The following is a 23,127-nucleotide window of genomic DNA, read 5'->3' as shown; positions in this document are numbered from 1 at the left end:
ATGAAGAAAGCCTTGATATCAGTGTCGGACAAGACCGGTATTGATAAGCTGGCACGGGTGCTGGTTGATTCCGGCTACGAGATACTTTCCACCTCAGGCACGGCCGCCTTCCTTGAGCGTGCCGGGATCGGGGTGATAGAGATCTCGGATTACACAGGCTTTACCCAGACCCAGGACGGCCGCGTCAAGACCCTGCACACAAAACTTTACACCGATATCCTCGGCAGGCCCGCGGGTATCCAGATCGTGGTGGTCAACCTCTATCCATTCGAGCAGAAGATGAAGGAGAGCTTAAGCCTCGAGGAGATGATTGAGTTTATAGACATCGGCGGGGTAACCCTGCTTCGCGGCGCTGCCAAGAACTTTGCCTACGTCACCGTCGTCTCCTCACCTGACCAGTACGATGAGTTGATTTCAGAGATAAAGACCAATACTGAGACCTCAGCTGAACTGCGCGCTCGCTTTGCACGGGCAGCTTTCCAGCGCACCGCTATCTACGATGCCGCAGTGACATCCTATCTTTCCGAATCCTCATCCGTAGGGATCGCCTCTACCCACTGGGCGGTAGGGCTATATGCCAATGATCCGATGGAGCTCAAATACGGAGAGAACCCTCATCAGAAAGGTATCTACTACCGCTACCCCCTTGCAGATCTCAAGTTCAAAGAACTTCTTGGGCATCCCATCTCCTACAACAACCTTATGGATCTTGAAGCGGCGATCCTTACCGTTCAGGAGTTCGAGCGTCCGGCGGCAGTGATAACCAAGCACGCCAACCCATGCGGGGTGGCTGAGCAACGCCAGGGAGAGGATTATGCCGAGACGTTCGCCAGAGCCTACAACGCCGATTCGCTTTCGGCCTGGGGCGGGGTAATCGCCCTTAACCGACCTTTGACTGAGGGGGTCGTAAAGTTCCTTTCGGGCAAGTTCGTCGAGGTGATGGCCGCTTCCCACGTCCCCGAAGAACTTATGCCGCTCTTTGCCAAGAAGCGCAAACTTCGTCTCGTTCAATACTCCGGTAAGATGCCTGAGGTAACAATCCGCTCCACCCTCGGCGGGGTTCTTGTTCAGGATCGTGATACCCGGATTGAAACCTCAGAGCAGTGGAAGGTGGTCACGAAACGTACACCCACAGATGAGGAGAAGGCCGCACTCCTCTTCGCCTGGAAGGTGACAAAGCACACCCGGTCCAACTCGGTGGTGATCACGGGCAAGGATGTGAGTCTTGGTATAGGTGGCGGTCTGCCCAACCGGGTGGATTCTGCGCGCCGAGCCCTGCGACTGGCCGCAGAGCAGAAGTATGAAGGTGTCCGGGTCTGCGCCTCGGACGGGCTCTTTCCCTTTGCTGACTCCATCCAGGAACTCAAAGGCTCCGGCGTCACCGCGGTCATCCAGCCGGGCGGGGCCATGCGCGACCAGGAGGTTATCGCAGCAGCAGACGCCGAGAACCTGGTTATGGTCTTTACCGGAGTGCGCCACTTCGCACACTGGTAGGAGGCTTGCAACGCGTGGGCTTCGACTATCTATCACACCTTCAGACATCTGCACACGCTAAAAATGTTATCAAGAGTGTCTGAGGAGTGCTAGGGCGATGGGCGGACGCAATATCCTTAAACTGCTTACATTTCTGCCGTTCCTTGCATACGCCTACTTCAGCTTTACGGGTCAACTCCTGCTACAAGTAAACCCCCTCTATCTTATAGCATTACCTGTAGCTGCTGCACTCGTGCTTCTCCTATCCCGTAACCTATGGCTCTTTATTGCCTCTCTCGCCGCAACAAACGCGGCTGTTCAGCTTACCGGAGGTAGCGGCTCCCAGCTCTTTTTCTTCTACTTCCTTTTGCTTTTCGTAGAAGGCCTTCGCACCAGCTCCTGGCGTTACTTCTTTGCGGTTGGAGCAATAGTTACACTCGAGGCGGGCTCAGCGCTCTTCCACCTCGAGGATACATCGTTCCCCTTCGGCCCTCTGGCTGCTTTTGTCGGCTTTGCCGCTTTAGCCTATCTCTTCCTGCGTCGTGAAGAGAGACACAGACAGGCTCTTGAGCTGAGCCTTGATCGGGAGCGCGCCAAGTACCATTGGCTTGATCCTTTGGTAAGCCCTCGCTCCCAGCGTCTTGCAGCACTCAAAGAGAAGACCTACTCCGTTGACGCCGACATCCTCTACAAGGGATTCGTCAATCTGGGGTTCGAGACCCTGAACGTTCACACCGCGGCCCTTTTCCTGATCAGTGGGAATCGGTTGCACCTTGTCGCGGCACGCTCGCACAGCGATCGCATCAAGGATGACGTCTCCTTTGAGCTAGGTGAGGGATTGATCGGCTACCTTGCGCGTGAGCAAAAGCCCTCGTTGCTTAGCGATCTGGGTGCTGATATGGACAGGCTCGGCTACTACACTGGCAAGGTTGAGGTTAACTCGCTTCTCACCGTACCCATCAAAAGCGGGGAGACAAACTACGGCATCCTTGTGGCCGACGCTAGGCGAATGTTTACGGAGTATGATCAGACGTTTCTTGTTCGGCTGGGTTCGCTTCTGGCAAGGGATATCCAGATTGCTCGCGCCTACGAGGAGCGCCACCGCGAGGCACTTAGATTCTCCGGCCTCTACGAACTTGCAGGTAACCTCTTAACCGGTCTATCTGAGGAAGGACTCATAGACCGAAGCTTTGAACTGGTGCGTGACCTTTTTGCGCCGGACGCCATAGGTTTTGCACGCCTGCGTGAGAAGGAGGGTGCAAAGGTTCTGCGATACGAAGGAACGAACGGATTTGATAAAGGGTTTCGGTTCGATCCGGAACGCAGCCTGGTGGCCATGACCGCCAAGCACAAAGGTTTCTTAAAGCAGCGCGACATGACAAAGCCCGGCCTCTACCGGCTTGGGCCTGGTGAGAAGCCTGCCGTTAACAAAACCTTCCTGGGCATCGGTTTTGAAGAGGACGAAAAGACCCACGGGGTGCTCTGGCTGGAGAAACAAGAGGCTGACGCCTACAGCGGACGTGAGGGTAAGATACTGGGGTTTACCGCCGCATTGCTTTCCGCCGCGTTCCTGCGCGTGCGCTACCACGAGGAGCTTGCTCGCCTTGCTCGCCTGGACGGTCTCACCGGACTTCTCAATCACCGTGCGTTCCAAGAAGAACTTATCGAGTGTCTCAAGAAATCAGGCACGGTGGCGGTGTTCATAATAGACATAGACCACTTCAAGCGCATCAACGATACCTACGGTCATCCGGTGGGTGATATGGTGCTTGCCAAAATAGCCGAGGTTATCAAGGATAAAGGCATTGCTGCCCGTTATGGGGGCGAGGAGTTCGCGCTCATTATTCCCAACATCCCCTCCCGGCAGATGATCGGCAGGGGAGAGGAGATACTGGCCGCTATCCGCCGTGCCATGGTTCGCATCCCTGAGGGAACCATCCAGGTTACGGCAAGCGTAGGTGGAGCCATCTACTCCAAAGACGCACGCACGCGCGAGGATTTAATCCGCGCCGCCGACTCAGCTCTGTATGCGGCCAAAACCGGCGGAAGAAACCGACTGGTGCTTGCTGGAAAGTAAGGTTTTCCGGGGTCCCAGCGAAAGCGCGGAGCGATTTTGTGGGGTGGATATTTCACCCCCACCTTTATCCTCTACCCTATGGGATACGCAGTATCCCAAGGGGCACACTGCCCCGTCGAGGGGGAGGTAATATGTTGTTATCACGTTGTTCGTAATGTCCCCCTCCCTGGTGGAGGGGGATGAAGGGGGAGGGGATAAGCCCTTGACTTTTTTTGTTCTAACATATAACATGTCCGCAAGGAGGAATGATGAGCGTGTAGGACAGGCTCTCCAGCCTGTCCGGACACCCTGGAGAGGGTGTCCTCCATCTATTGACTTTCCCGCACCCCCGGCGTAATATGTGCCGTAGGAGGAATGATGAAGACCGGTAAGAGCAAAAAGGTTGAAGAAGATTTGTTTGTAATACCTGATCGTCTCCAACCTTGGTTAGTTTCTGCGTTGGATCAATCCGCAGAGATTTTGCATGAAAGTAAAAACGAGAAAGCAATACTTGAAACCCTAAAAAATCTATTCGAAAGAATAACTTTTGAAAACCTGAATTGCGAAGACGCAAAAGCAAAAGCCTGTGACGATTATTTGAAGGAACAAGATATCCACAATGTAAAAATGAAAACCGTTTCGTTTCGCTCACTTGAGAGAGTAACTTGTTCAAGGCTCGTGGAAATTTGCACACGTTCACTCTCTCATTACTTTGATTATGCAGATACAACCCATAAAAAATTACTAATCCTATTTAATGCTTGGTATTTGTCTAAGGAAAAAGCAGACGAACCTGAAGCCGCCGATTTATTGCTACTTAAAATACTTAATGGTATAGGCTCGGAGCAAATCAGGGCCACTTATGAAGCCGATGATAGATATAAACAATGTTTTATGTGGCTTGATGGTTTAGGTTGGGGTGAGAAAGATGTCGGAAAATTATATCTGATCGGGAGTGTTCTTGAAAAATTGGGTGCGTTAAACTGGGATCTGACTTCAAAAGGCTTAAATTATAAAGCGCAAGCCCAAAACAAGTTAGCGCAAGCGCAACTCGAGAAAGAAGTAATTAAACCACTTGAAAGCCGTTTTGAGAAAGTAAAAAAAGAAACTGAAGAGCTTGACAAAAAAGTCGAAATTGCCAAAGACAACGAGCAACGCATGACGCGCAATTTCGTACAAATCATCGGAATCTTCGCGGCGATAATTGCGTTTATTGTGACCATCGTTCCAACGGCGGTGCGGATGGGCGGGGCAAGCATACCCGTAGCCCTGGCCGGGCTGGCGATTGTGACTACAGGTATCATCATCCTTTTGTCCATGATCTTTGGGAGGGACGATCGAAGGGAGAACTTAAAGAGAGGCTTCTGGGTGGCTATCGGAGCTTTTGCTGTGTGGTTTGCGATAACAATCGCGCTATTGTTTATCACGCCGGAATCACTCAGACCACCGCCTGACGCTTCACGTGTAGATACAATATACCAGTCGCGCGTTGATACCGTCCAGACAATAATCATCAAGCCGGAATAATAATTCCCCTCCCCCCGACGCAAGCGTCGTCCCCCTCCACCAGGGAGGGGGAATATAGGTAAACCTCCCCCATCAAGGGGGAGATTCTGGAGGTGCACCCCGAGTTACCCCTCCCTCGACGGGAGGGGATTAAGGGGAGGGTGAATCACTTCCACCTTTATCCTCTACCCTATGGGATACTGCGTATCCCAAGGGGCACACTGCCCCGTCAAGGGGGAGATATTGAAGGTATGTAGCACAGGCTCTCCACCCTGTGCTACATATTAAAAACACCTGAAGAGGGTGCCCCCCGATCGCAACGTCAACTTTTCGACGTCTTGACTTCCCCCTATATTTGTGATAAACTCGCTTGTGAACCGAACGTCTTTTGTCTTGCTCATGATTTCTTTCACCCTGTCTCTTGGGGCCGAGCCAAGGCTCATTGACTTCGGGTGGTACACTGTCCCTACCTACACCAACTACTCCTCAACAGAACTGCTCGCACCAGGCAAGGGCGAGATCGGCTTCGGAACCTCAAACTTCTTTATGTGGTGCCCAAACGCCGGAGGCTACGACGTACGCACATTTGATCTCCTGTTTCGCATAGGAGTTCTACCCCATATGGAACTCGGTATCAAATACTCTTCACCCCATGCGATGGTGTTGGATGCGTGCGGCGGTTTTGAAGCCGGACGTGTCGAGCTCACCGGCTCATTGGGCTTCGGTTATCTGCACTACACTAAGCCCCTACCGCCGGATAGCTCGCTAACCTGCTTTTATATACTGGACGGTTATCCTACCTTAGCTTTGGGATACAAGATCGCCCCGTGGCTGCGAGCAGTTGTCTCGTGTAAAGGGATTATTTCCTACTACATCCGACAGATACAATGGGAAGGCGCGCAGGAGATGCAATTTTTAAATCTATATGGAGGTCTGGGTTTGACGCTTGATGTCGGGGCCGGAGACTGGCGCATAAGGCCCGAAATAATCCCCTACAAAGCCGCGAGTTATTCCAATCTTTACAGCGAGCCAACCCGTTTCCACACAACCACCCTGGGCGTTAGCGTGGTTTACAGGCCCAAGGGCTGAGGCACCCTCACCTCTATCCTCTACCCTATGGGATACGCAGTATCCCAAGGGGCACACTGCCCCATCAAGGGGAGATATTGAAGGTATGTAGCACAGGCTCTCCAGCCTGTGCCGATATTATTGAACGGACTAGAGCACCCGACAGGGGCACGCTGAGTCCACCAGGGAGGGGGAGGAAAACCTATGGAGTGCAATGACCGTGTCATTGCCGCATCAACACGGTTGATGCACTCCAGATAAAACTTCCTGCGATCTTTTGACCCTTGGTCAAAAGGAGCATTTAATTCGGGGTCCCAAGCCAAACACAAAGTGTTTGGTTGGGGTATATCCACTTGACAAACCTATCCATATCCCTATAATCAAACTGAAAGAGGATAATTACAGGTTTAGGATTGTTCTTTAAACAACAAAGGACTTGACAAGAGAGAGAGGGAGGTTATACTTTCCTCTCTTAGCTCTTTGGGAAATTTGGAACTCCTCCAGCCCCTAATGAGTTTTGGCGCATCAACCTTCAAGAATTTAATTGCTTGGAGGGTTTGATCCTGGCTCAGGGCTAACGCTGGCGGCGTGTCTTAGACATGCAAGTCGTACGGACCTTCCTTGTGTAGCAATACGTAGGGAAGGTTAGTGGCGAACGGGTGAGTAATACTGGGGTAATCTACCCTGGAGCGGGGAACAACTTCGAGAAATCGGGGCTAATTCCCCATACGCTCCACTGTACATAGTGCAGAGGAGGAAAGGTGGCCTCTGCTTGCAAGCTACCACTCTGGGATGAGCTCCTGGCCTATCAGCTTGTTGGTGAGGTAACGGCTCACCAAGGCACAGACGGGTAGCCGGCCTGAGAGGGTGATCGGCCACACGGGCACTGCGACACGGGCCCGACTCCTACGGGAGGCAGCAGTCTAGAAAATTGCGCAATGGGCGCAAGCCTGACGCAGCGACGCCGCGTGCGGGATGAAGTCCTTCGGGATGTAAACCGCTGTCCCGGGAGACGATGGGGCGTATACCCAATACGTATGCGCTTTGACGGTATCCCGGAAGAAAGCACCGGCTAACTACGTGCCAGCAGCCGCGGTAATACGTAGGGTGCAAGCGTTGCCCGGATTCACTGGGCGTAAAGGGTGCGTAGGCGGATTGGTAAGTCTGCTGTGAAATCTCCGGGCTCAACCCGGAAACTGCGGTCGATACTGCCGGTCTAGAGGACAGAAGAGGAGAGCGGAACTCCTGGTGTAGCGGTAAAATGCGTGGATATCAGGAGGAAGGCCGATGGCGAAGGCAGCTCTCTGGGATGTTCCTGACGCTGATGTACGAAAGCTAGGGTAGCAAACCGGATTAGATACCCGGGTAGTCCTAGCCGTAAACGATGTACACTAGGTATTGGCATCAGTCAGTGCCGGAGCTAACGCATTAAGTGTACCGCCTGGGGACTACGGCCGCAAGGCTAAAACTCAAAGGAATTGACGGGGCCCCGCACAAGCGGTGGATGATGCGGTTTAATTCGTTGCTACGCGAAGAACCTTACCTGGGCTTGACATGTACGTGGTACGGATCCGAAAGGTGAAGGACCGGGGTTTTCCCCGGAGCGTACACAGGTGCTGCACGGCTGTCGTCAGCTCGTGCCGTGAGGTGTTGGGTTAAGTCCCGCAACGAGCGCAACCCCTGCCGATAGTTGCCATCAGGTTATGCTGGGCACTCTATCGGGACTGCCCGGGTCAACCGGGAGGAAGGTGGGGACGACGTCAAGTCATCGTGGCCTTTATGCCCAGGGCTACACGCGTCATACAGTGGCCGTTACAGAGGGTTGCCACACTGCGAAGTGGAGCTAATCCCGTAAAAGCGGCCATGGTTCGGATTGCAGGCTGCAACTCGCCTGCATGAAGGTGGAATCGCTAGTAATCGCAGATCAGCAATGCTGTGGTGAATGCGTTCTCGGGGCTTGTACACACCGCCCGTCACGCCATGGAAGTCGTGGGCGCCTGAAGACGCGGAGTCTAACCTCGTGAGGACCTGTGTTGAGGGTGAACTCGGTAACTGGGGCGAAGTCGTAACAAGGTAGCCGTACGGGAACGTGCGGCTGGATCACCTCCTTTCTACGGATTGTAGAACAATGCGACAGGCTCACCAGGGCAACTGGATGGAATTCCTTGACCCCCTCCCGCGTGGAGGGGGTCTTTTTTTGCTCCTTTTCGCTTACAGCGATACTGCCGCTGGTTAACCTTACTTAGTGATACTATTTAGCCTAATTAATCAAAACCACCTTGACATACCCCCCCTAGCACCTATAATAAATTCATACAGGGAGGACAATAAAGCCCCCCCGCAAATCTAAAGGAGGTACGAGATGCGCAACAAAAAACTACTCCTCATCGCCGCGGTTGCGGTGATGCTCGTGGCCGCCACCAGCGCTTACGGCTATTGGGAAGCCTGGGACGGTTGGTTTAACTCAGGATACCTCATCTACCTTGGCGACACCTATGACTATGTGTCAGGTGAAGGCATACTTGAGGACCGCACCTTTGGTTCCGTCGATTCGTTTTACATCAACACTGTAACCCCTGGCATTTTCACCTGCACCAGGACTGGCTACACCATCAAGCTTTGGGTGACTACGCCCAGCGGCTCGAAAGACACAGGTCAAGAAGGCCAAAAGCAAGTCGATGAAGCTGAATGGTCAGGTAATGCGATTCGCATAATCCCCCAGCCGCCCCCAAACCCCCCAAAGATTGATACCTTCACCGTCGTAGGCACCTGGAATACACGTGCCCCTAACGACTACTTCGACTACACTATGTGTCCATGTCCGCCTGCTACGCCTACCTATAGCGCACACTGGATTGTAAGCTACAGTGTCCCCTGGGGCATTACAGGAGGAAAAGGCGGCAGTGCAGGCGACCGGATATACTACGAAGAGTAAGTAACCTGAACGATTAGAGGAGGGGCTTGCCCCCTCCTCTTCTGGCCTTGACATTGCCGGAGAACCGCTTATACTGAGACAAAAGGAGGCAGTAATGCTTAATATAAGCCTTTTAGCTTTAACCCTATGCGCTGGGACGCTTGTTGAACCCTTCCGCATAGCCGAGGCTGAGCCTGGTCATCATCAGGGGTGCCTTCGCACAGCAATGGCCTCTGATGGGCGTTTTGCCGTAGCATGGATAGACCACCCATGGATAACTTCGTATGAGCAGGGGGACCTATATATACGTTTCTTTGACCCGGACGGCGACCCCTCAACCGAAGCCTACAAGATAACCAAGGCTGTGGACACCAACCGGATCTGCGGTTCCCATCTTGACATGGATTCGGCAGGCAACACCGTCCTGATCTGGACAGAAAATCCTGAGCTGGTTCCTACTAATGAGGTGCTTTTACGTTTACAACTTTTTGAAAGCAGCGGCAATCCTCTGGGTTCCCCTCAGACAGACCATCAGGGATATATCAGCACCTCCAACAGAGCGGTTGGGTTGAGTCTTAGCAACCAGGGCGAGTTTGCCATAGCCTGGACCTGGGATACGGGAGGGCTGCTTTGCGCCAGACGTTATTCTTTCGAGGGCGGTCCACAGGGTGACCCCTTCAGGGTTCACGGCGATCTCCCTGATCGTGTCTGCTCCCACTATCCTTGTGTGGCGCTGAGCGATGCCGGCGACCTGGTGGTAACCTGGCATGAAGGTCACAAGAGCGGGGAAGGTTATCCCAGGTTCCAGGTGTTTGATGCCGAGGATGAGCCTATCCTGCCCTGGGAGCCGATGGGGCATCGTGTGGATGACGGTGGGGAGCTCTACAACGGCGACAGGCCTGAAGTCTATTGGCTTGATAACGACCGTTTCGTGGTGTTCTGGATAGATTGTAGGACTGGCTACCCTGAACCTTCGCATCCTGCGGGTCGGGTGTTCAGCGATCGTGGCCTGACGCGCCATCCCATACGCTGGCTGATATGGATAGATTCCTTGCGGCTTGCCCATGGCGGTCCAGAAGGCTGGTATTCTACGGCTGTTTCGCCTAACGACAGCTTTGCCTACACGCACATAAGAACCCACTATGACTATCCTGATGAAAAACTGCGTACCTGGGAGCATGATGGAGGGATACTGGGATATATACAAAACAACGAGCCGATACGCTGGACTAACCTGTTTGAGTACACCCCGCCGTTGGGAGCGGATACTATCAATAGCATTATCAACAACTATCCTCGCACTCAGCCTCCTGCGGTGGCCTGCTGCGATGATCGCCTCGTGTGGGTGTATTCGCGTCTTAACACCGACACCATCTTCGAGGCCTTTGCCATGATCACCGACTGGGACATGGGGGTAGGGGTAGCGGAGCAGCCGCCTGTACCCGTAACACCCGTAACACACTGGCAGATCACAATGTCGGTCGGACGTCAGATTGTGCTGAGGTATGCTGACAGCCCTCAGGGCTTTCACGCTTCCGTCTTCAACGCCGCCGGGCAGAAGGTTGACGAGCTGCACTCAACCCTGACGGGCGGCACGGTTGAATGGGGTGATGGTTTCTCACCCGGCGTTTACTTCATCGTGCCTGAAACTCAGGGAGCGGTCCGGGCGCAGAAGGTTGTGCTGCTACGGTGAAGTTCCCGTAGGGGTGGCTTGACATCTGAAATTCATTAAGTCGTAGGGGCCGACTTTTAAGTCGGCCCGCTAATAATATCCGGGCCGGTCTAATGCCCGAAGGGGGCACGCTGAGACCGGCCCCTACTTTCTCTTTGTTTAGCCCAAAACTTGACAACATCAATTCTCTGAGTAGACTATCCGCTTACTGCGGGGTGGAGCAGTCTGGTAGCTCGTGAGGCTCATAACCTCAAGGTCGCTGGTTCAAATCCAGCCCCCGCTACTTAAAAAGGCCCCCCGAGGGGCCTTTTTTTGTTATAAGGATAAGGTTAGTACCCGTGGAATCCGTACGCATTTTTTAGGGTTGACAAGATAGCCTGAATGCTTTACAGTAAAGGCCTACGCTCAACAAGGCGTTAGCCTGCCGGAAAAATATCGGGTTCCCCCTCTCCGATTCGCGATGTGGGACCCCGCATGAAAGGAGGACTGACATTATGTACGCTACGCGCAAAGACAACGACACGCTGAGGCTGGACCTGCCGGAACATATCGTGCGCTGCCCCTTGTCCCGCTCTAAGAGGCGTCAGCATTCTTTCCTCTTATTCACCAGCGTGATCCTAATCTTGGCAAGTCTGGTGGGATGTGGATGCACAACGTGGAAACTCGATGTGGTTGATTACACGCCGCTGCCCGGTGATGACTGGAAGGTGTCGACGCCCGAAGAGCAGGGGCTGGATTCGATGCTTGTGGCCCAGCTGTATTTCAATGCGGCCAAATTGGAGACCCTCTATGGGCTGCTGGTTATTAAGAACGGCTATCTGATAGCTGAAGGGTACTTCAATGAAGGGTCGGTTGATCAGTTGTCCGGCCGGCAATCGGCGACGAAGAGTTTTACATCGGCATTGGTCGGGATTGCGCTGGATCAAGGCTATCTCGAAAGCGTGGATCAGAAGATGATGGATTTCTTCCCGGAGTTCGCCGAACAAATAACTGATCCGAGGAAGGAGCAGATCACGATCCGGGACCTGTTGCAGATGCGCGCCGGATATCCCGATGAGGAGCGCACGCCTCCCTATTTTGATATTCTCTTTTTCAGCGACAACTGGCACTGGCTGCCCCACATCGTTGATTTTCCTCTCACGAGCGATCCGGGAACCGAGTTCAATTACAGCAATCTGACGTCCCATCTCCTGGGGGTCATTGTGGCACGAGCGTGTACTACGGATCTCATGTCATACGGTCAGGAGCATCTTTTCTCGCCGATTAACGCGGAGGTGGGCGATTGGACCGCCGATGCAGATAACTACAACTTCGGCAGCATGGAAATCTACGTTACGGCTCGTGATATGGCCAAGTTCGGCCTCCTATATCTGGGCGACGGTGAATACGAGGGGAACCAGATCGTCTCTGCCGACTGGGTCAGCCAATCACTGCAAAGGTACTCGGAGGATATCATAATAGGAGGGTGGATAACCAGCAGATACGGAATCTTTCGCGATATCGGGTACGGTTACCAGTGGTGGTCCGCCAGGGCAGGCGATCATCATTTCGACTACGCGGCCGGTCATGGCGGGAATTATATTATCCTGCTGGACGAGCTCGACATGATTATCGTTACTACCGCTGATCCGTTGTACGATCTGCCAGCTGGGGCAGGATGGAAATACGAAGGGGCGATCAACAATGTGGTGGGCAAGTTCATCAAATCCCTGCCTAGCCAGTGACGGGCAGGTGGAGTCCAACATGAAAAGAATTGCTTTGGTAGCTTTACTGCTCGGTGTTTTTGCTCCTGGATTAGCTACAGCTCAGGAGCAATACCGCTCGGTTTTAGTTTCAATCAAACCCGAAGCCGACATTCCTCTGCCACCTGATCCGAATCTGTTCCAGCCTGGCGCAGGTGCAGCGGTGAGCGGGAGCTACGCGTTCCCATTCTTTACGCCTCTTTCTGCGGGTCTGGCAGTTAACTATCACCTGGGACGGCTGCAACATGATGATCTGGGGAATCTTGGGTCGCTCTCTGTGATTTCGGCTGAGCCAACTGCAGAGCTGCGCCTGACATTCTGGAGGCGGTTTGAAGCGTACCTTTCAGGCGGAGCCGGCTATTTCTACGCCTTCCTGAACGGCGCGCCATCATCGGCGGCATCCAATCTGGTTTTGAACGGGCGTATCGGGGTTGGCCTGAGAGCGACCCCTACGCTGACCATTGGCGTTCAGGGCGAGTACCGGAGGTTCTGTAGCCTCTACCACCTGATAGGTGTAGGCCTTGGCGTGGACCTCTGGCTGGGGGGTGTTACGGTGTTACGGGTGTCAAATGAAAGTAGGACTGATTGACGGTGAGGTAGGTGAATTCTACAAAAATTAAAAGCTAACAACGGCATCAAGAAGGAGGACTATCACGGCCGCTTATAATAGTGAAATATCTCGGCCTCCACCCTCTAATTTTTACCTCAATCTCACCCTAAGACTCACCCTCTGGGGTATTTGATACAACAAGTCGCGAGCCCCCGCTATTTTAAGGCCCTCAAGTGAGGGCCTTTTGTCTTAAGAAACGGCAGTGGATCCTTGCGAGGTATCGTAGGGGCACGGCATGCCGTGACCCTACCGGATTATTTTTGAGGAAGATCAAAGGCTTTACAATCTCCGAAACCTGATTATTATTATGGTAAAAAGGAGATATCAATGAGAAGGTTACCAAAGATTCTTTTTGCGATCTTCGCAGGATCGATTCCCATTATAGGTGTTTCAGGCACCTACGCCGAGATTGAGGAGCGCGTGGTCGAACACCAACTTGCCAACGGGATGCGGTTTTTGATCTTTGAGCGTCACGAGGCGCCGCTCGTGAGTATGGTGATTGCGGTTAAGGCAGGGGCGGTTAACGAGGTCACCAACAAGACCGGCCTTGCCCACTTCCTTGAACATCTGGCATTCAAAGGCACCCAGAGGATCGGCACCACGAACTACAAGGCCGAGCGCAAGGCTTTAGAGGAGCTCGATGCCGCCTTCAAGGCCTATCACAAAGCCGAGCAGGAAGGCGCTGATTCCGAGGTCCTTGAGACGCTTTACGCCGAGTTCAAGCAAAGGCAGGAGCGGGCGTCATCCTACATCGTGCAGGGCGAGCTCTCGGAGATATACGACCGCAACGGTGCCACACGTTTCAACGCATCAACCGGCTACGATTACACCACCTACATAATCACCTTGCCATCCAACCGTTTCGAGCTCTGGTGCGCCATGGAATCCGACCGTATGGCCAACCCGGTGTTCCGCGAGTTCTACTCCGAGCGCGACGTTATCCTCGAGGAGCGCCGTATGCGCACCGATAACAGCCCCAGAGGTCTCTTCTATGAGGAGTTCCGCAGCGTTTCATACAAGGCTCATCCCTACGGTCATCCGATCATCGGACATCTCAGCGATATGGAAAACCTTTCCCGCAAAGACGTGCGAGCGTTCTACGAGACCTATTACGTTCCGCAACACATGACTGCTGCCATCGTGGGTGACGTAAATGCAGAAGAGATCATCCCATTGATTGATAAATACTTCGGCAGGATCCCCAAGAGACCGAACCCACCAGAGCTTATAACAAAGGAACCCGAACAACCGGGAGTGAGACGTGTCCAGATGCAGATAGGTCGTCAGCCTCGCCTATATATGGGATTTCCTACAGTTTCCGAAGGTCATGAAGACGAACTTGCCCTTGATTTACTGGCAAGTGTGCTCGGGCAAGGTCGCACCTCGCGGCTATACCGCGCGTTGGTTGAGGAGCGCAAGCTCGCTTCCTCAGTTCGTGCCGGACACACTACCATGCTCTATGCTGGACAACTCGGCTTTTCAGGTACTCCCATAGAGACAGTGACTGCAGCCGAGCTCGAGCAGGCGGTGCTTGGGGAACTGGCTGAGTTGAAGGAGAACCCCATAACAGAGGAAGAGCTTGACGCGGCGCGCGCCCGTTGGAAGGTCAGGATTTACACCTACCTCTCCTCGAACCTGGGGATGGGCTATATGCTGGCACAGGGTGATCAGGGCAACACAGGATGGCAGGATATATTCAGGATACCTGAAAGGGCTGAAAAGATCACTCCACAGGATTTGATGGATGCTGCTGAGCGCTATATTGATCCCGATAAAAGATCGGTTGGACTAATGGAGGTGGCAAATGACTAGAAAAATCGTTCCACTTATCTTATCTCTCCTCTCCTTGCTTTCGGCCGCAAAACTTAAAGACCCGCGCACGATGGAGTTCCCTGCGCGCCTGGGGTTTATACCTCCCCAGGTTGAGCGCTTCACCCTATCCAACGGGATAGAGGTCTTCTTTATCCAGGATCACGAGTTCCCGCTGGTAGATGTCGTGTTTAGAATAGATGCGGGTGAACGCCGGGTTGATGCAGAGCAGGCAGGATTGGCCGATATACTTGCCGATCTCGTGGCGGAGGGCGGAAGTAAGGCGGTTCCCAAGCGAGTGTTTCAGGACAGCCTGGAGCGTTTCGGCGCCTCCTTCAGGGGATCCGCCGGCCCCAAGCAGGCCTCATTCACCCTGCATCTTCTCTCCGAACATATCCCATATCTGCTTCCGCTTGTGGTGGGTGCGATCCGCGAGCCGATGCTTCCAAGCCAGCAGCTTGAGATCAACAAAAATCAGCGACTTACCTCTTACCAAGCCCGAAACCTGGAGCCTATAGCCGTCACTGCAAGGGTAGCCTATAAACTCTGCTACGGCAAGGACAGTCCTTCGGCTCGTGAGACAACGCCTGCCACGCTTGATCGTATAGACCTTGAGAGCCTTACGAAATTCCATCAGACCTGCTACCGTCCCTCCTTAACCATGATAGGCGTGTCAGGTGATTTCGATCCAAAGGTTATGCTTGATGAGCTTGAGCGCTGTCTGGGCGACTGGCATGAGCCTGAGGTGGAACTACCGGAGGAGGCTCCCTTATACACAGATCCCGCCTCCCCTGGGGTCTACCTTGTTCCGTGGCCTGGTTCGGTGCAGAGTGGGATATATATGTCACATAAGGGCCTGCTGCGGGACGATCCGAACTACGCTGCGTCGCGTTTGTTCTCCGAGGTCTACGGCGGCAGCTGGTACGCGCGGCTGCGCAAAGCAATACGCGTGGAGCACGGGCTTGCCTATGTGGTCTCAGGTCACGTATCCAGCGACTTTGAAGAGCCGGGGATTTTTGGTACGGTCTGTTTGACCAAGTCGGAGAGCACACTCCAGGCCACACGGTTGATGCTTGGGGTTATGGAAGATTTGCGCACCGAAGGAATTACTCAAAGGGAACTTGAACTTGCTAAGCAAAGCTGGCTTGCTTCGTTCCCTGCGCACTACGCCGAGCCCGAGCAGGTGCTCCGTGATCGCATGAACTATGCCGCGCACCAGTATCCGATTGATTTCTGGGACCACATGCCCGAGCGGATCGAACCCCTTACCCGCGAGGATGTAAACAGCTTTGCAGCCGGGTTCATCAAGCCTGATGATCTGATCATAGTTATCCTTGGCGATTCCACCGCGTTCGACGGCTCGCTCTCCGAGCTGGGTGAGGTTACAATAATCGATCTGGAAGTATACTAGACACCCCACGCATCCGGTTCACGCCCGCGCCGGGATCACGGAATTAACTCAAGTGCACAGATAGGATTGTGGTTAAACTCACACCTTGCGCCCTATCACCCCAAAGGAAAGCACCGTCCAAAGAAAGAGCCTTTTGCGGCGCAGTCGCTCGGCAAGACTTGAAAAAGCCGAATCGGTTGAGATGCGAGGATACATTGGGAGCCTGATACCCATTCTTTTCAGGATGCCGCGGAGGACTCTGTAAACCAGCGAGGGCCTGGCCCAGTCGCCGTAGGCGTGGATGGATTCGAATCCTGTTCGTTTGAGAATCCTGGTTAAGGACGCAGGCGTGAACTGCCGCTCCCAGCCCGCAAACCAGCCTCCGAATAGCATCTGGATGTGTTTGAGGATGGTATAGACATGGAAGGTCTGGGGCACGTCAACAACAATCAGTCCCCCTTTCTTGATAATCCGACGGTTGGCTTCCAAAAGAAGGAACGGGTTGCGGAAGTGCTCCAGAAGTCCCTGGTGAAACAGAAGGTCGAAGCTTTCCGGCTCGAACGGCGGATCAAGCCCGTCGGCCAGTACGTAGTGCAGGCGCTTGCGTGTGGCAGGATCGGCTTTTTGCGCGAAGCGTTTAGCCAGCTCAAGGCTCTGTGGGGAGATGTCGAGAATGGTTACATCTGCGCCGCGCCGGGCAAGCTCGATCGAGGTTCGGCCAGTGCCAGCGCCGATCTCAATTATCCGCCAGCCGCGCACGTCGGGCACAACTTCCGCGATCTCGGACGCGATGTCGGTAACCGGCGGATAGACGTCAAGGTCCATTCTCTGTGCCCAGAACTTGTCCCATATCTCGGCTTTCGTGGGGTCGTATTTCATAAACCTACTACCTCAATACAAATCCTTGTCATTTTAAAACGATTTACCCGGTTCGAACAAAGATCAAGAGACCACATAGAAAGGTGTGTTACGGGTCGGGGTCCCCGCGGAGTCACGAAGTGAATCCGTGGGGTGAAAGGATCGTAACGCATGGTGTGATTATGGCGAGGTGATCGAATATGTCAAGCCAGCCCTGGGTGCGATCTTTTTGGCCGAAGGGCAAAAAGGAGCATTTAGCATTCCTCAGGTTTCAATGGCGTTCGTCACGAACACCGCTAAACTTAGCTATGACATCTCTATCACCTGACCAGTTTCCCCAGGCACTAACATCCTCGCAAAGGCTCGTGCTGGATTCATTTGAGTACAGCTGGGACGTTTTAACGATAAAAGACATACGCAAGGAAACAAAAGAGAAGGTCTCGGTCAAGACCATCCGCCGCGCCCTGGCAAAACTTTGCGCCTTGGGACTCGTGGAGCGCCTGCCAGCCGAGAAACTGGGACGAGGATACTCGAACCTCTATAAATTGAAGGATGAAGAGGAATAAGATGGGAGAAGTTTCATTACAATACATCCCCCTCCCCTGGTGGAGGGGGTAAGGGGGCGGGGATTGTCCCCCTTCTGTAAGGGGGAACTAAAGGGGGATTAAGGGGAAGGGAGTCAAGGAGATTGGGGACGTTGAACTTCGATATTAAATCTCCTCTTGATCTCCTCAGCAAGCCACACAAAGTGCTCCGCATACTCTGCTGCTTTTTTCCGTTCGTTCGAGATGTGTTTCTCAAGTTTTCCGTAAAGTTGAACCACTCGGTATCCAGAAATCGAATCGAAAACCCAGATAGGTAAAAGTTTCCTCTTAACCATTAATCCCCAGAAATGAAAAAACCCTATTACCATTGAAGCTGCCTCGACGTCTACTCTGTCTGGCTCTGAATGGTATATCCTTTTCCTGTACCCCTTTGCTTCTACGGTCTCCCCTTGTTGGAAATACTTAATGACAGCATCTAGTTTAGAGACTCTGCGTTGGGGCAATACTCCAAAAAGGAAAGTCAACACTGAGACGACACTCGAAGCGATAACAGCTAAAGAAAGTATAACCGCCAATGGAGTCAGATTCATGTTTCCTCCTTTCGGTATGGCTAATTATTTTACTTGGTGTCTTTCAACAAAAACTTTAAGAACATGATTTACAAGACGCTCAAAGAAATGAGGATTAGGGATGTAATCTTCCTTAAACCATTTTCTCTCGCCCACAACTGTCCACTCCCCCATAGGGATATCGGCTCCAAACTGAGGCGATGAGAATATGTACGGTGGAAACGGTTCCCCGTTGTGTAAGGTTCTTGAACGCTGTTTGTAGATCTTGTTAAGTAAATCCTCAAGTTCGTCAGGTCTTACGTCCCCATCTTTATAACTATTGGATACCCCCCAGAAGTTACCTTCTACATGATCTAAAATGAATTTGACGAATTTTCTTCGAATAAGACCTTCCTTTTCACAAATAGCTTTCTCAAGCCGATTCCTTAAATCCTCATCCTTTATTTCACCAACCATCTTGGCTAGTTCCGAATCCACATCGGAGAGCTTAACTTCCCCTACATCAGTATCCTGACACAATGTCTCAATAGTTGATATCAAATTGAGATAAGCTACATCGGGGCGATCTTCAATAATATTTAGAGCTTGGCAATATAAATTGACAGCAAACATATAACTCTGATGATAAGTAGGTTCTAATTTTCTGATCTTCTCCAACCACTCCCGCAACTTAAACAAATGACTCTCTCCTGAAATCAACGCTTCATCAATTCTTTGTTTCGGTAGTTTGATGCGAAGTGGCTTATCATTCTGACGAACCATACCCAATAGTTTGAGTCTTTTTCTAAAATAAAGAGAAGCAAGTGCAATCAATTCCTGAGTTATGCCACCGCCGTGATAGAACCCTTTTTTGTGCGCTGTCTTGAAACCCTTGCTTCCATCAGGAAAAACCGCTTCTTTTACGATAAGACACAGACTTCTCTTTCTCCCCTTTGCATCTATGCTGGTATCCCACTGAACTAACTGATAGGGTCCGTATTCACATAAACTCCCAAAAAAGGAATCCACTTCAACTTCGTATTCCGTTACCCAATATTCTAGATCTTCTCCCTTCTCTTCGAATACCTCCATATTCCTTATGAAGTACAACCTATCGTCATCACCCAATGTAACCTCCAATATAAATTAACTTTAATAAATCTCTTCCTCCTGTCAACCCCTTCTACCATCTCATAGCACAAACTTGACCTGTCTTCACATCTGAATATCATCCTTCAAAATTGAAAACGCAAAGATTTGGAGGCAATTATGGCTCAAAAGAAGTTTCAATACAAGCCGGTAAAGGCTCCGCGCGGGACAGCCTTTCTAGTTAAAGTTCACCCTCATCAATCATCTCCAAGTACTCGAAAGCCATGCTTCTAACTTCTCGTTCATCAGAATCACCAGATTTAGCATAACGGTCAATAAGATAGATTAATGCTCGTCGACAGTGATTACGGCCAAGATTCTTAAGTGCACGACGACGGACTTGTCTCGCGTCAGAGTCTCCTGATCGCGCATATTTCACCACTAGTTGTAAGTACTCAGCGCATCTTTCGTCAACCTCAATCCCAAAAACTACAACGGTTGCCATCTTTCCTCCTCGTAAACGTCATAATTTCGCACAATAATAGGCTTAAAGCTACCCCTTGTCAACCCCTTTTTTTCACCCCACAAATCTGCTTCGCATCCGTCCGGAGACCCCACACCGTTTGCTACGAAGTCGCCCCTCAGCCATCTGTGTCATCTGCGTAATCTGCGGATAGAAAAAAGACTGCGCGGCCGTCCGGGGACCCATACGATTCGCCGTCAGCTGTTAACCCCCCTAGGAGCTCACGGCAAACAGCTTACAGCTCACGGCTGATAGCTGTCAGCCCCTTGACTTTGCATTTTGATATTTGATATTTGACCGAAGGACGACGCTTGCGGAGTAAATTGCGACGAAGTCGCGTTCTTGTCCATCTTTTGGGTAGCTTCTGTCCATCTTTTGACCAGCTTTATTTGCCTTGACCTGCGCGTCAGATTTGAGTAGTATACGTCAAAACGCCTGAAATTACGGAGGAAATTATGGCAAAAGAGTTTAAGTACAAGCCGCTTAAGTCCCCAAGGGGCAGTAAGTTACGCTGCAAGGGATGGCACCAGGAGGCCGCACTGCGCATGCTTTGTAACAACCTCGACCCGGACGTGGCCGAGGACCCGAAAAATTTAATTGTCTACGGCGGCACCGGCAAGGCCGCCCGCAACTGGCCTGCGTTTGCGGCGATCGTGAAATCGCTGAAATCGATGGAAAACGATGAAACCCTACTAGTTCAGTCGGGCAAGCCGGTGGGGGTGTTCCGCACCCATCCCTACGCGCCGCGCGTCTTAATCGCCAACTCGCTTCTCGTGCCCAACTGGGCCAACTGGGACGAGTTCCGCCGCCTGGAGGCGCTGGGGCTTATCATGTACGGCCAGATGACCGCGGGCTCGTGGATTTACATCGGCACCCAGGGCATCATCCAGGGCACCTATGAGACCCTGGCAGAACTGGCCCGCCAGCACTTCGGCGTAAGCCTTAAGGGGAAGCTGGTCCTGACCGCGGGCATGGGCGGTATGAGCGGCGCCCAGCCCCTGGCCGTGACCATGAACGACGGCTGCTGCCTGGACGTTGAGGTTGACCCGGCGCGCATCAAGCGGCGTGTTGATCAGGGCTTCTGCGATCGCATGACCACGAAGCTTGACGAAGCCCTGAAATGGGTTGATGAGGCGAGAGAGCAAGGCCAAGCCTTGTCCGTAGGACTGGTGGGTAACGCGTCGGACATCCACCCATTACTGGTGAAGCGCGGCATCATCCCCGACGTTCTTACTGACCAGACCTCGGCCCACGACGAGCTTTCGGGCTACGTGCCCGGCAGGATGACGTTCAAGGAGGCGCTGCGGCTGCGCAAGAAGGACCCGGATACGTATATTAAAAAGAGCTTCGAGTCCATGGCGCGTCAGATGGAGGCGATGCTTGCCATGCAGCGCTCGGGCGCGGTGGCGTTCGACTACGGCAACAACATCCGGGGTCAGGCCAAGAAAGCAGGCGTCGCCAACGCGTTCGACATCAAGGGGTTCGTACCCCTGTATATCCGACCGCTGTTCTGCCGGGGCAAGGGACCGTTCCGCTGGGCCGCGCTTTCGGGAAAGAAGTCTGACATCTACGCCACCGACGAGAAGGTGCTGAAGCTGTTCCCCGAGGATGAGGCTCTGCACCGCTGGATTCGCATGGCGCAGAAGAAGGTGCCGTTCCAGGGTCTGCCCTGCCGCATCTGCTGGCTGGGCTACGGCGAGCGCGACCGCTTTGGCCTTGAGATCAACAAGATGGTCAAGAGCGGCAAGTTGACTGCCCCCATTGTGATGGGCCGCGACCACCTTGACACCGGTTCGGTGGCATCGCCCAACCGGGAGACCGAGGCTATGTTGGACGGCTCGGACGCCATTGCCGACTGGCCGATCCTTAACGCTCTGCTGAACACCGCGTCGGGCGCTTCGTGGGTAAGCGTGCACCACGGCGGCGGCGTTGGCATGGGGCTTTCGATTCATGCCGGACAGGTAACCGTGGCCGACGGCACCGCGCAAATGGCCAAAAGAATAGAGCGCGTGCTGACGAACGACCCTGGCATAGGTGTTGCCAGGCATGCGGATGCCGGGTATGACATCGCCAAGAAGGTGGCTAAAGAGAAGGGTGTTAAGATACCGATGAAGTAATTAAAACGATGAAAGGGCGGCGTCAGCCGCCCTACCTGTTCTTGACATAACACGTCTTATAAATATACTTTACGGCCATGAAGAAGAAAATCCCTACGTCCTACCGTTACTCGTGGGTTACTAGATTCATAAATTTCTGGAAAAAGAGAAAGCTCCCACCAGTATTCACATCGCTTATATTCTTTCACCTTCTACCAAGCGGACTTGTCCTTTTAGTTTTCTCTCTTACAGGTTATTGGGGCACTTTCTTCTCTCGCGGCTTTAACATATTATTCCCTGGTTTCTTGGGGTTCTTTATGCCAGCTATACTACCGTATTTAACATGGAGATATGAAACGAAAGTCTTGCCAAGGTTCTTTTCGGACCTCTCAGCTTTTCTTGGGCAAAGTGAAGAAGCTCCCGAGGATTTAATATCTAAGTTCAACAAGCTAACTAAAATATTGAAAATATCAATCCAATCACTTGGTGCTTTTCTTCAGCTATATTATGCGTTCAAACTGTTTGACGCTGCTCAACAAATATTCCGTGTGCCAAATATGTGGTCACCAAGTTACCTAATAGTGGTAGCTGTCGGTGCCTTCTTAGTATACTTAGCTGGGTTAGGTTTAGCTCTTGTTTCCACTTCTACTGCAAGGCAATGTTTGATTATTAGATCGCTGGAACCGTCAAATATCAACCCAACACACTTCGATCGTTTGGGAGGCACCGGGTTTTTCAATAGACTTAGCGTAACTACAGCTGCGTTTCTTATTCCTATGAGCTTGGCTATTCCCTTTTTTGCACAGATTATACCTAGATCTATTGCTCCAAATCTACCTTTTTTCTTTGTGCCTTTAGCTATTTATTTAATAATCATAATATCAGCTTTTTCGATTCCAACAGCATTTTTAGCTCACACTCTCAAACGCACTCGGGAGTTCCATCTATCGGGATGGATCAAAGAATACGAAAAGTCCTTTACTGAATTCCGTAAAACCACAGATACGAATCAAATTCTTCTTATTAATGCCCGTACAACTCAATTACGAGAACACTACAGAGAAGTCGAAAAGATGAGAATACTGCCGTGGAAACCGAACGTGTTGTTCCTTTTATTAGGTACTTTAATCTTTCCACTCGTAATAGCTTTGATCCAACACCTTCTCGGAAGACTATTTAACGCACCCTAGCATCCGGTTGCGGACGTACCCACCTTCGAACTGCTTTA

17 protein-coding genes, 1 tRNA gene and 1 rRNA gene are annotated in these 23,127 nt (G+C 52.2%); 15 read left to right on the top strand and 4 right to left on the bottom strand.

The features are described from left to right. From CEE36_02560 to CEE36_02505, 12 genes are all read left to right on the top strand, one after another. Complete coding sequence (locus CEE36_02560; GenBank protein ID TKJ44020.1) at positions 1 to 1,494, top strand: bifunctional phosphoribosylaminoimidazolecarboxamide formyltransferase/IMP cyclohydrolase; 1,494 nt, start codon at positions 1 to 3, stop codon at positions 1,492 to 1,494. 97 nt (positions 1,495 to 1,591) lie between these two features. Beyond that, positions 1,592 to 3,550 carry a hypothetical protein gene (locus tag CEE36_02555; protein ID TKJ44019.1) on the top strand — a complete coding sequence of 653 codons (1,959 nt, stop codon included), beginning with the start codon at positions 1,592 to 1,594 and terminating at the stop codon, positions 3,548 to 3,550. 357 nt (positions 3,551 to 3,907) lie between these two features. Then, entirely contained in the window at positions 3,908 to 5,056 is a 1,149-nt protein-coding gene (locus tag CEE36_02550) for a hypothetical protein (protein TKJ44018.1), read from the top strand. A 378-nt stretch (positions 5,057 to 5,434) separates the two neighbouring features. After that, positions 5,435 to 6,124 (top strand): hypothetical protein, encoded by a 690-nt coding sequence (locus tag CEE36_02545; protein TKJ44017.1) that lies wholly within the window; start codon positions 5,435 to 5,437, stop codon positions 6,122 to 6,124. A gap of 527 nt (positions 6,125 to 6,651) precedes the next feature. Beyond that, positions 6,652 to 8,221 (top strand): 16S ribosomal RNA (locus CEE36_02540). A 244-nt stretch (positions 8,222 to 8,465) separates the two neighbouring features. Further along, entirely contained in the window at positions 8,466 to 9,038 is a 573-nt protein-coding gene (locus CEE36_02535) for a hypothetical protein (protein ID TKJ44016.1), read from the top strand. A gap of 94 nt (positions 9,039 to 9,132) precedes the next feature. Then, on the top strand, positions 9,133 to 10,710 hold the full coding sequence (locus tag CEE36_02530) for a hypothetical protein (GenBank protein TKJ44015.1): 1,578 nt from the start codon (positions 9,133 to 9,135) through the stop codon (positions 10,708 to 10,710). 188 nt (positions 10,711 to 10,898) lie between these two features. Beyond that, positions 10,899 to 10,972: transfer RNA gene (locus CEE36_02525), tRNA-Met, on the top strand. Between the two features lie 211 nt (positions 10,973 to 11,183). Beyond that, positions 11,184 to 12,413: a hypothetical protein gene (locus CEE36_02520; GenBank protein ID TKJ44014.1), complete on the top strand. Its 1,230-nt coding sequence runs from the start codon at positions 11,184 to 11,186 to the stop codon at positions 12,411 to 12,413. A gap of 19 nt (positions 12,414 to 12,432) precedes the next feature. Continuing rightward, positions 12,433 to 13,020 carry a hypothetical protein gene (locus tag CEE36_02515; GenBank protein ID TKJ44013.1) on the top strand — a complete coding sequence of 196 codons (588 nt, stop codon included), beginning with the start codon at positions 12,433 to 12,435 and terminating at the stop codon, positions 13,018 to 13,020. Positions 13,021 to 13,368: 348 nt separating this feature from the next. Continuing rightward, complete coding sequence (locus CEE36_02510; protein ID TKJ44012.1) at positions 13,369 to 14,853, top strand: peptidase M16; 1,485 nt, start codon at positions 13,369 to 13,371, stop codon at positions 14,851 to 14,853. Beyond that, positions 14,846 to 16,261, top strand: a complete 1,416-nt coding sequence (locus tag CEE36_02505) for a hypothetical protein (GenBank protein TKJ44011.1) — start codon at positions 14,846 to 14,848, stop codon at positions 16,259 to 16,261. The genes CEE36_02510 and CEE36_02505 overlap by 8 nt, the downstream gene beginning before the upstream one ends. 78 nt (positions 16,262 to 16,339) lie before the next feature. On the opposite strand, the gene CEE36_02500 is transcribed toward CEE36_02505, so the two are convergent. Further along, positions 16,340 to 17,119 (bottom strand): methyltransferase type 11, encoded by a 780-nt coding sequence (locus tag CEE36_02500; protein TKJ44010.1) that lies wholly within the window; start codon positions 17,117 to 17,119, stop codon positions 16,340 to 16,342. Between the two features lie 287 nt (positions 17,120 to 17,406). Between CEE36_02500 and CEE36_02495 the strand changes: the two genes are divergently transcribed. Beyond that, entirely contained in the window at positions 17,407 to 17,664 is a 258-nt protein-coding gene (locus tag CEE36_02495) for a hypothetical protein (protein TKJ44009.1), read from the top strand. A gap of 113 nt (positions 17,665 to 17,777) precedes the next feature. Here the strand turns inward: CEE36_02495 and CEE36_02490 are convergent, their stop codons facing one another. The 3 genes from CEE36_02490 to CEE36_02480 form a co-directional block, all read right to left on the bottom strand. Continuing rightward, positions 17,778 to 18,233, bottom strand: coding sequence for a hypothetical protein (locus CEE36_02490; GenBank protein TKJ44008.1), 456 nt, complete (start codon positions 18,231 to 18,233; stop codon positions 17,778 to 17,780). Positions 18,234 to 18,257: 24 nt separating this feature from the next. Continuing rightward, entirely contained in the window at positions 18,258 to 19,319 is a 1,062-nt protein-coding gene (locus CEE36_02485; protein ID TKJ44007.1) for a hypothetical protein, read from the bottom strand. 202 nt (positions 19,320 to 19,521) lie between these two features. Beyond that, positions 19,522 to 19,785: a hypothetical protein gene (locus tag CEE36_02480; protein ID TKJ44006.1), complete on the bottom strand. Its 264-nt coding sequence runs from the start codon at positions 19,783 to 19,785 to the stop codon at positions 19,522 to 19,524. Between the two features lie 473 nt (positions 19,786 to 20,258). On the opposite strand from CEE36_02480, the gene hutU reads away from it, so the two are divergent. Both hutU and CEE36_02470 read left to right on the top strand, forming a co-directional pair. Continuing rightward, positions 20,259 to 21,920, top strand: a complete 1,662-nt coding sequence (hutU, locus tag CEE36_02475) for a urocanate hydratase (protein ID TKJ44005.1) — start codon at positions 20,259 to 20,261, stop codon at positions 21,918 to 21,920. Between the two features lie 77 nt (positions 21,921 to 21,997). After that, the gene (locus CEE36_02470; GenBank protein TKJ44004.1) at positions 21,998 to 23,089 is read left to right on the top strand and encodes a hypothetical protein; all 1,092 of its coding nucleotides are present in this window, start codon (positions 21,998 to 22,000) and stop codon (positions 23,087 to 23,089) included. The last annotated feature ends 38 nt before the right edge of the window (positions 23,090 to 23,127 follow it).

It is taken from the genome of candidate division TA06 bacterium B3_TA06 (assembly GCA_005223075.1).
Taxonomy (GTDB): domain Bacteria; phylum Hydrothermota; class Tepidihabitantia; order B3-TA06; family B3-TA06; genus B3-TA06.
This window is presented reverse-complemented; position numbering and strand designations above follow the sequence as displayed.

Coding starts and splice junctions, on each gene's coding strand:
- CEE36_02560 (TKJ44020.1), top strand. CDS start 1: ATGAAGAAAGCCTTGATATCAGTGTCGGACAAGACCGGTATTGATAAG.
- CEE36_02555 (TKJ44019.1), top strand. CDS start 1,592: ATGGGCGGACGCAATATCCTTAAACTGCTTACATTTCTGCCGTTCCTT.
- CEE36_02550 (TKJ44018.1), top strand. CDS start 3,908: ATGAAGACCGGTAAGAGCAAAAAGGTTGAAGAAGATTTGTTTGTAATA.
- CEE36_02545 (TKJ44017.1), top strand. CDS start 5,435: ATGATTTCTTTCACCCTGTCTCTTGGGGCCGAGCCAAGGCTCATTGAC.
- CEE36_02535 (TKJ44016.1), top strand. CDS start 8,466: ATGCGCAACAAAAAACTACTCCTCATCGCCGCGGTTGCGGTGATGCTC.
- CEE36_02530 (TKJ44015.1), top strand. CDS start 9,133: ATGCTTAATATAAGCCTTTTAGCTTTAACCCTATGCGCTGGGACGCTT.
- CEE36_02520 (TKJ44014.1), top strand. CDS start 11,184: ATGTACGCTACGCGCAAAGACAACGACACGCTGAGGCTGGACCTGCCG.
- CEE36_02515 (TKJ44013.1), top strand. CDS start 12,433: ATGAAAAGAATTGCTTTGGTAGCTTTACTGCTCGGTGTTTTTGCTCCT.
- CEE36_02510 (TKJ44012.1), top strand. CDS start 13,369: ATGAGAAGGTTACCAAAGATTCTTTTTGCGATCTTCGCAGGATCGATT.
- CEE36_02505 (TKJ44011.1), top strand. CDS start 14,846: ATGACTAGAAAAATCGTTCCACTTATCTTATCTCTCCTCTCCTTGCTT.
- CEE36_02500 (TKJ44010.1), bottom strand. CDS start 17,119: ATGAAATACGACCCCACGAAAGCCGAGATATGGGACAAGTTCTGGGCA.
- CEE36_02495 (TKJ44009.1), top strand. CDS start 17,407: ATGACATCTCTATCACCTGACCAGTTTCCCCAGGCACTAACATCCTCG.
- CEE36_02490 (TKJ44008.1), bottom strand. CDS start 18,233: ATGAATCTGACTCCATTGGCGGTTATACTTTCTTTAGCTGTTATCGCT.
- CEE36_02480 (TKJ44006.1), bottom strand. CDS start 19,785: ATGGCAACCGTTGTAGTTTTTGGGATTGAGGTTGACGAAAGATGCGCT.
- hutU (TKJ44005.1), top strand. CDS start 20,259: ATGGCAAAAGAGTTTAAGTACAAGCCGCTTAAGTCCCCAAGGGGCAGT.
- CEE36_02470 (TKJ44004.1), top strand. CDS start 21,998: ATGAAGAAGAAAATCCCTACGTCCTACCGTTACTCGTGGGTTACTAGA.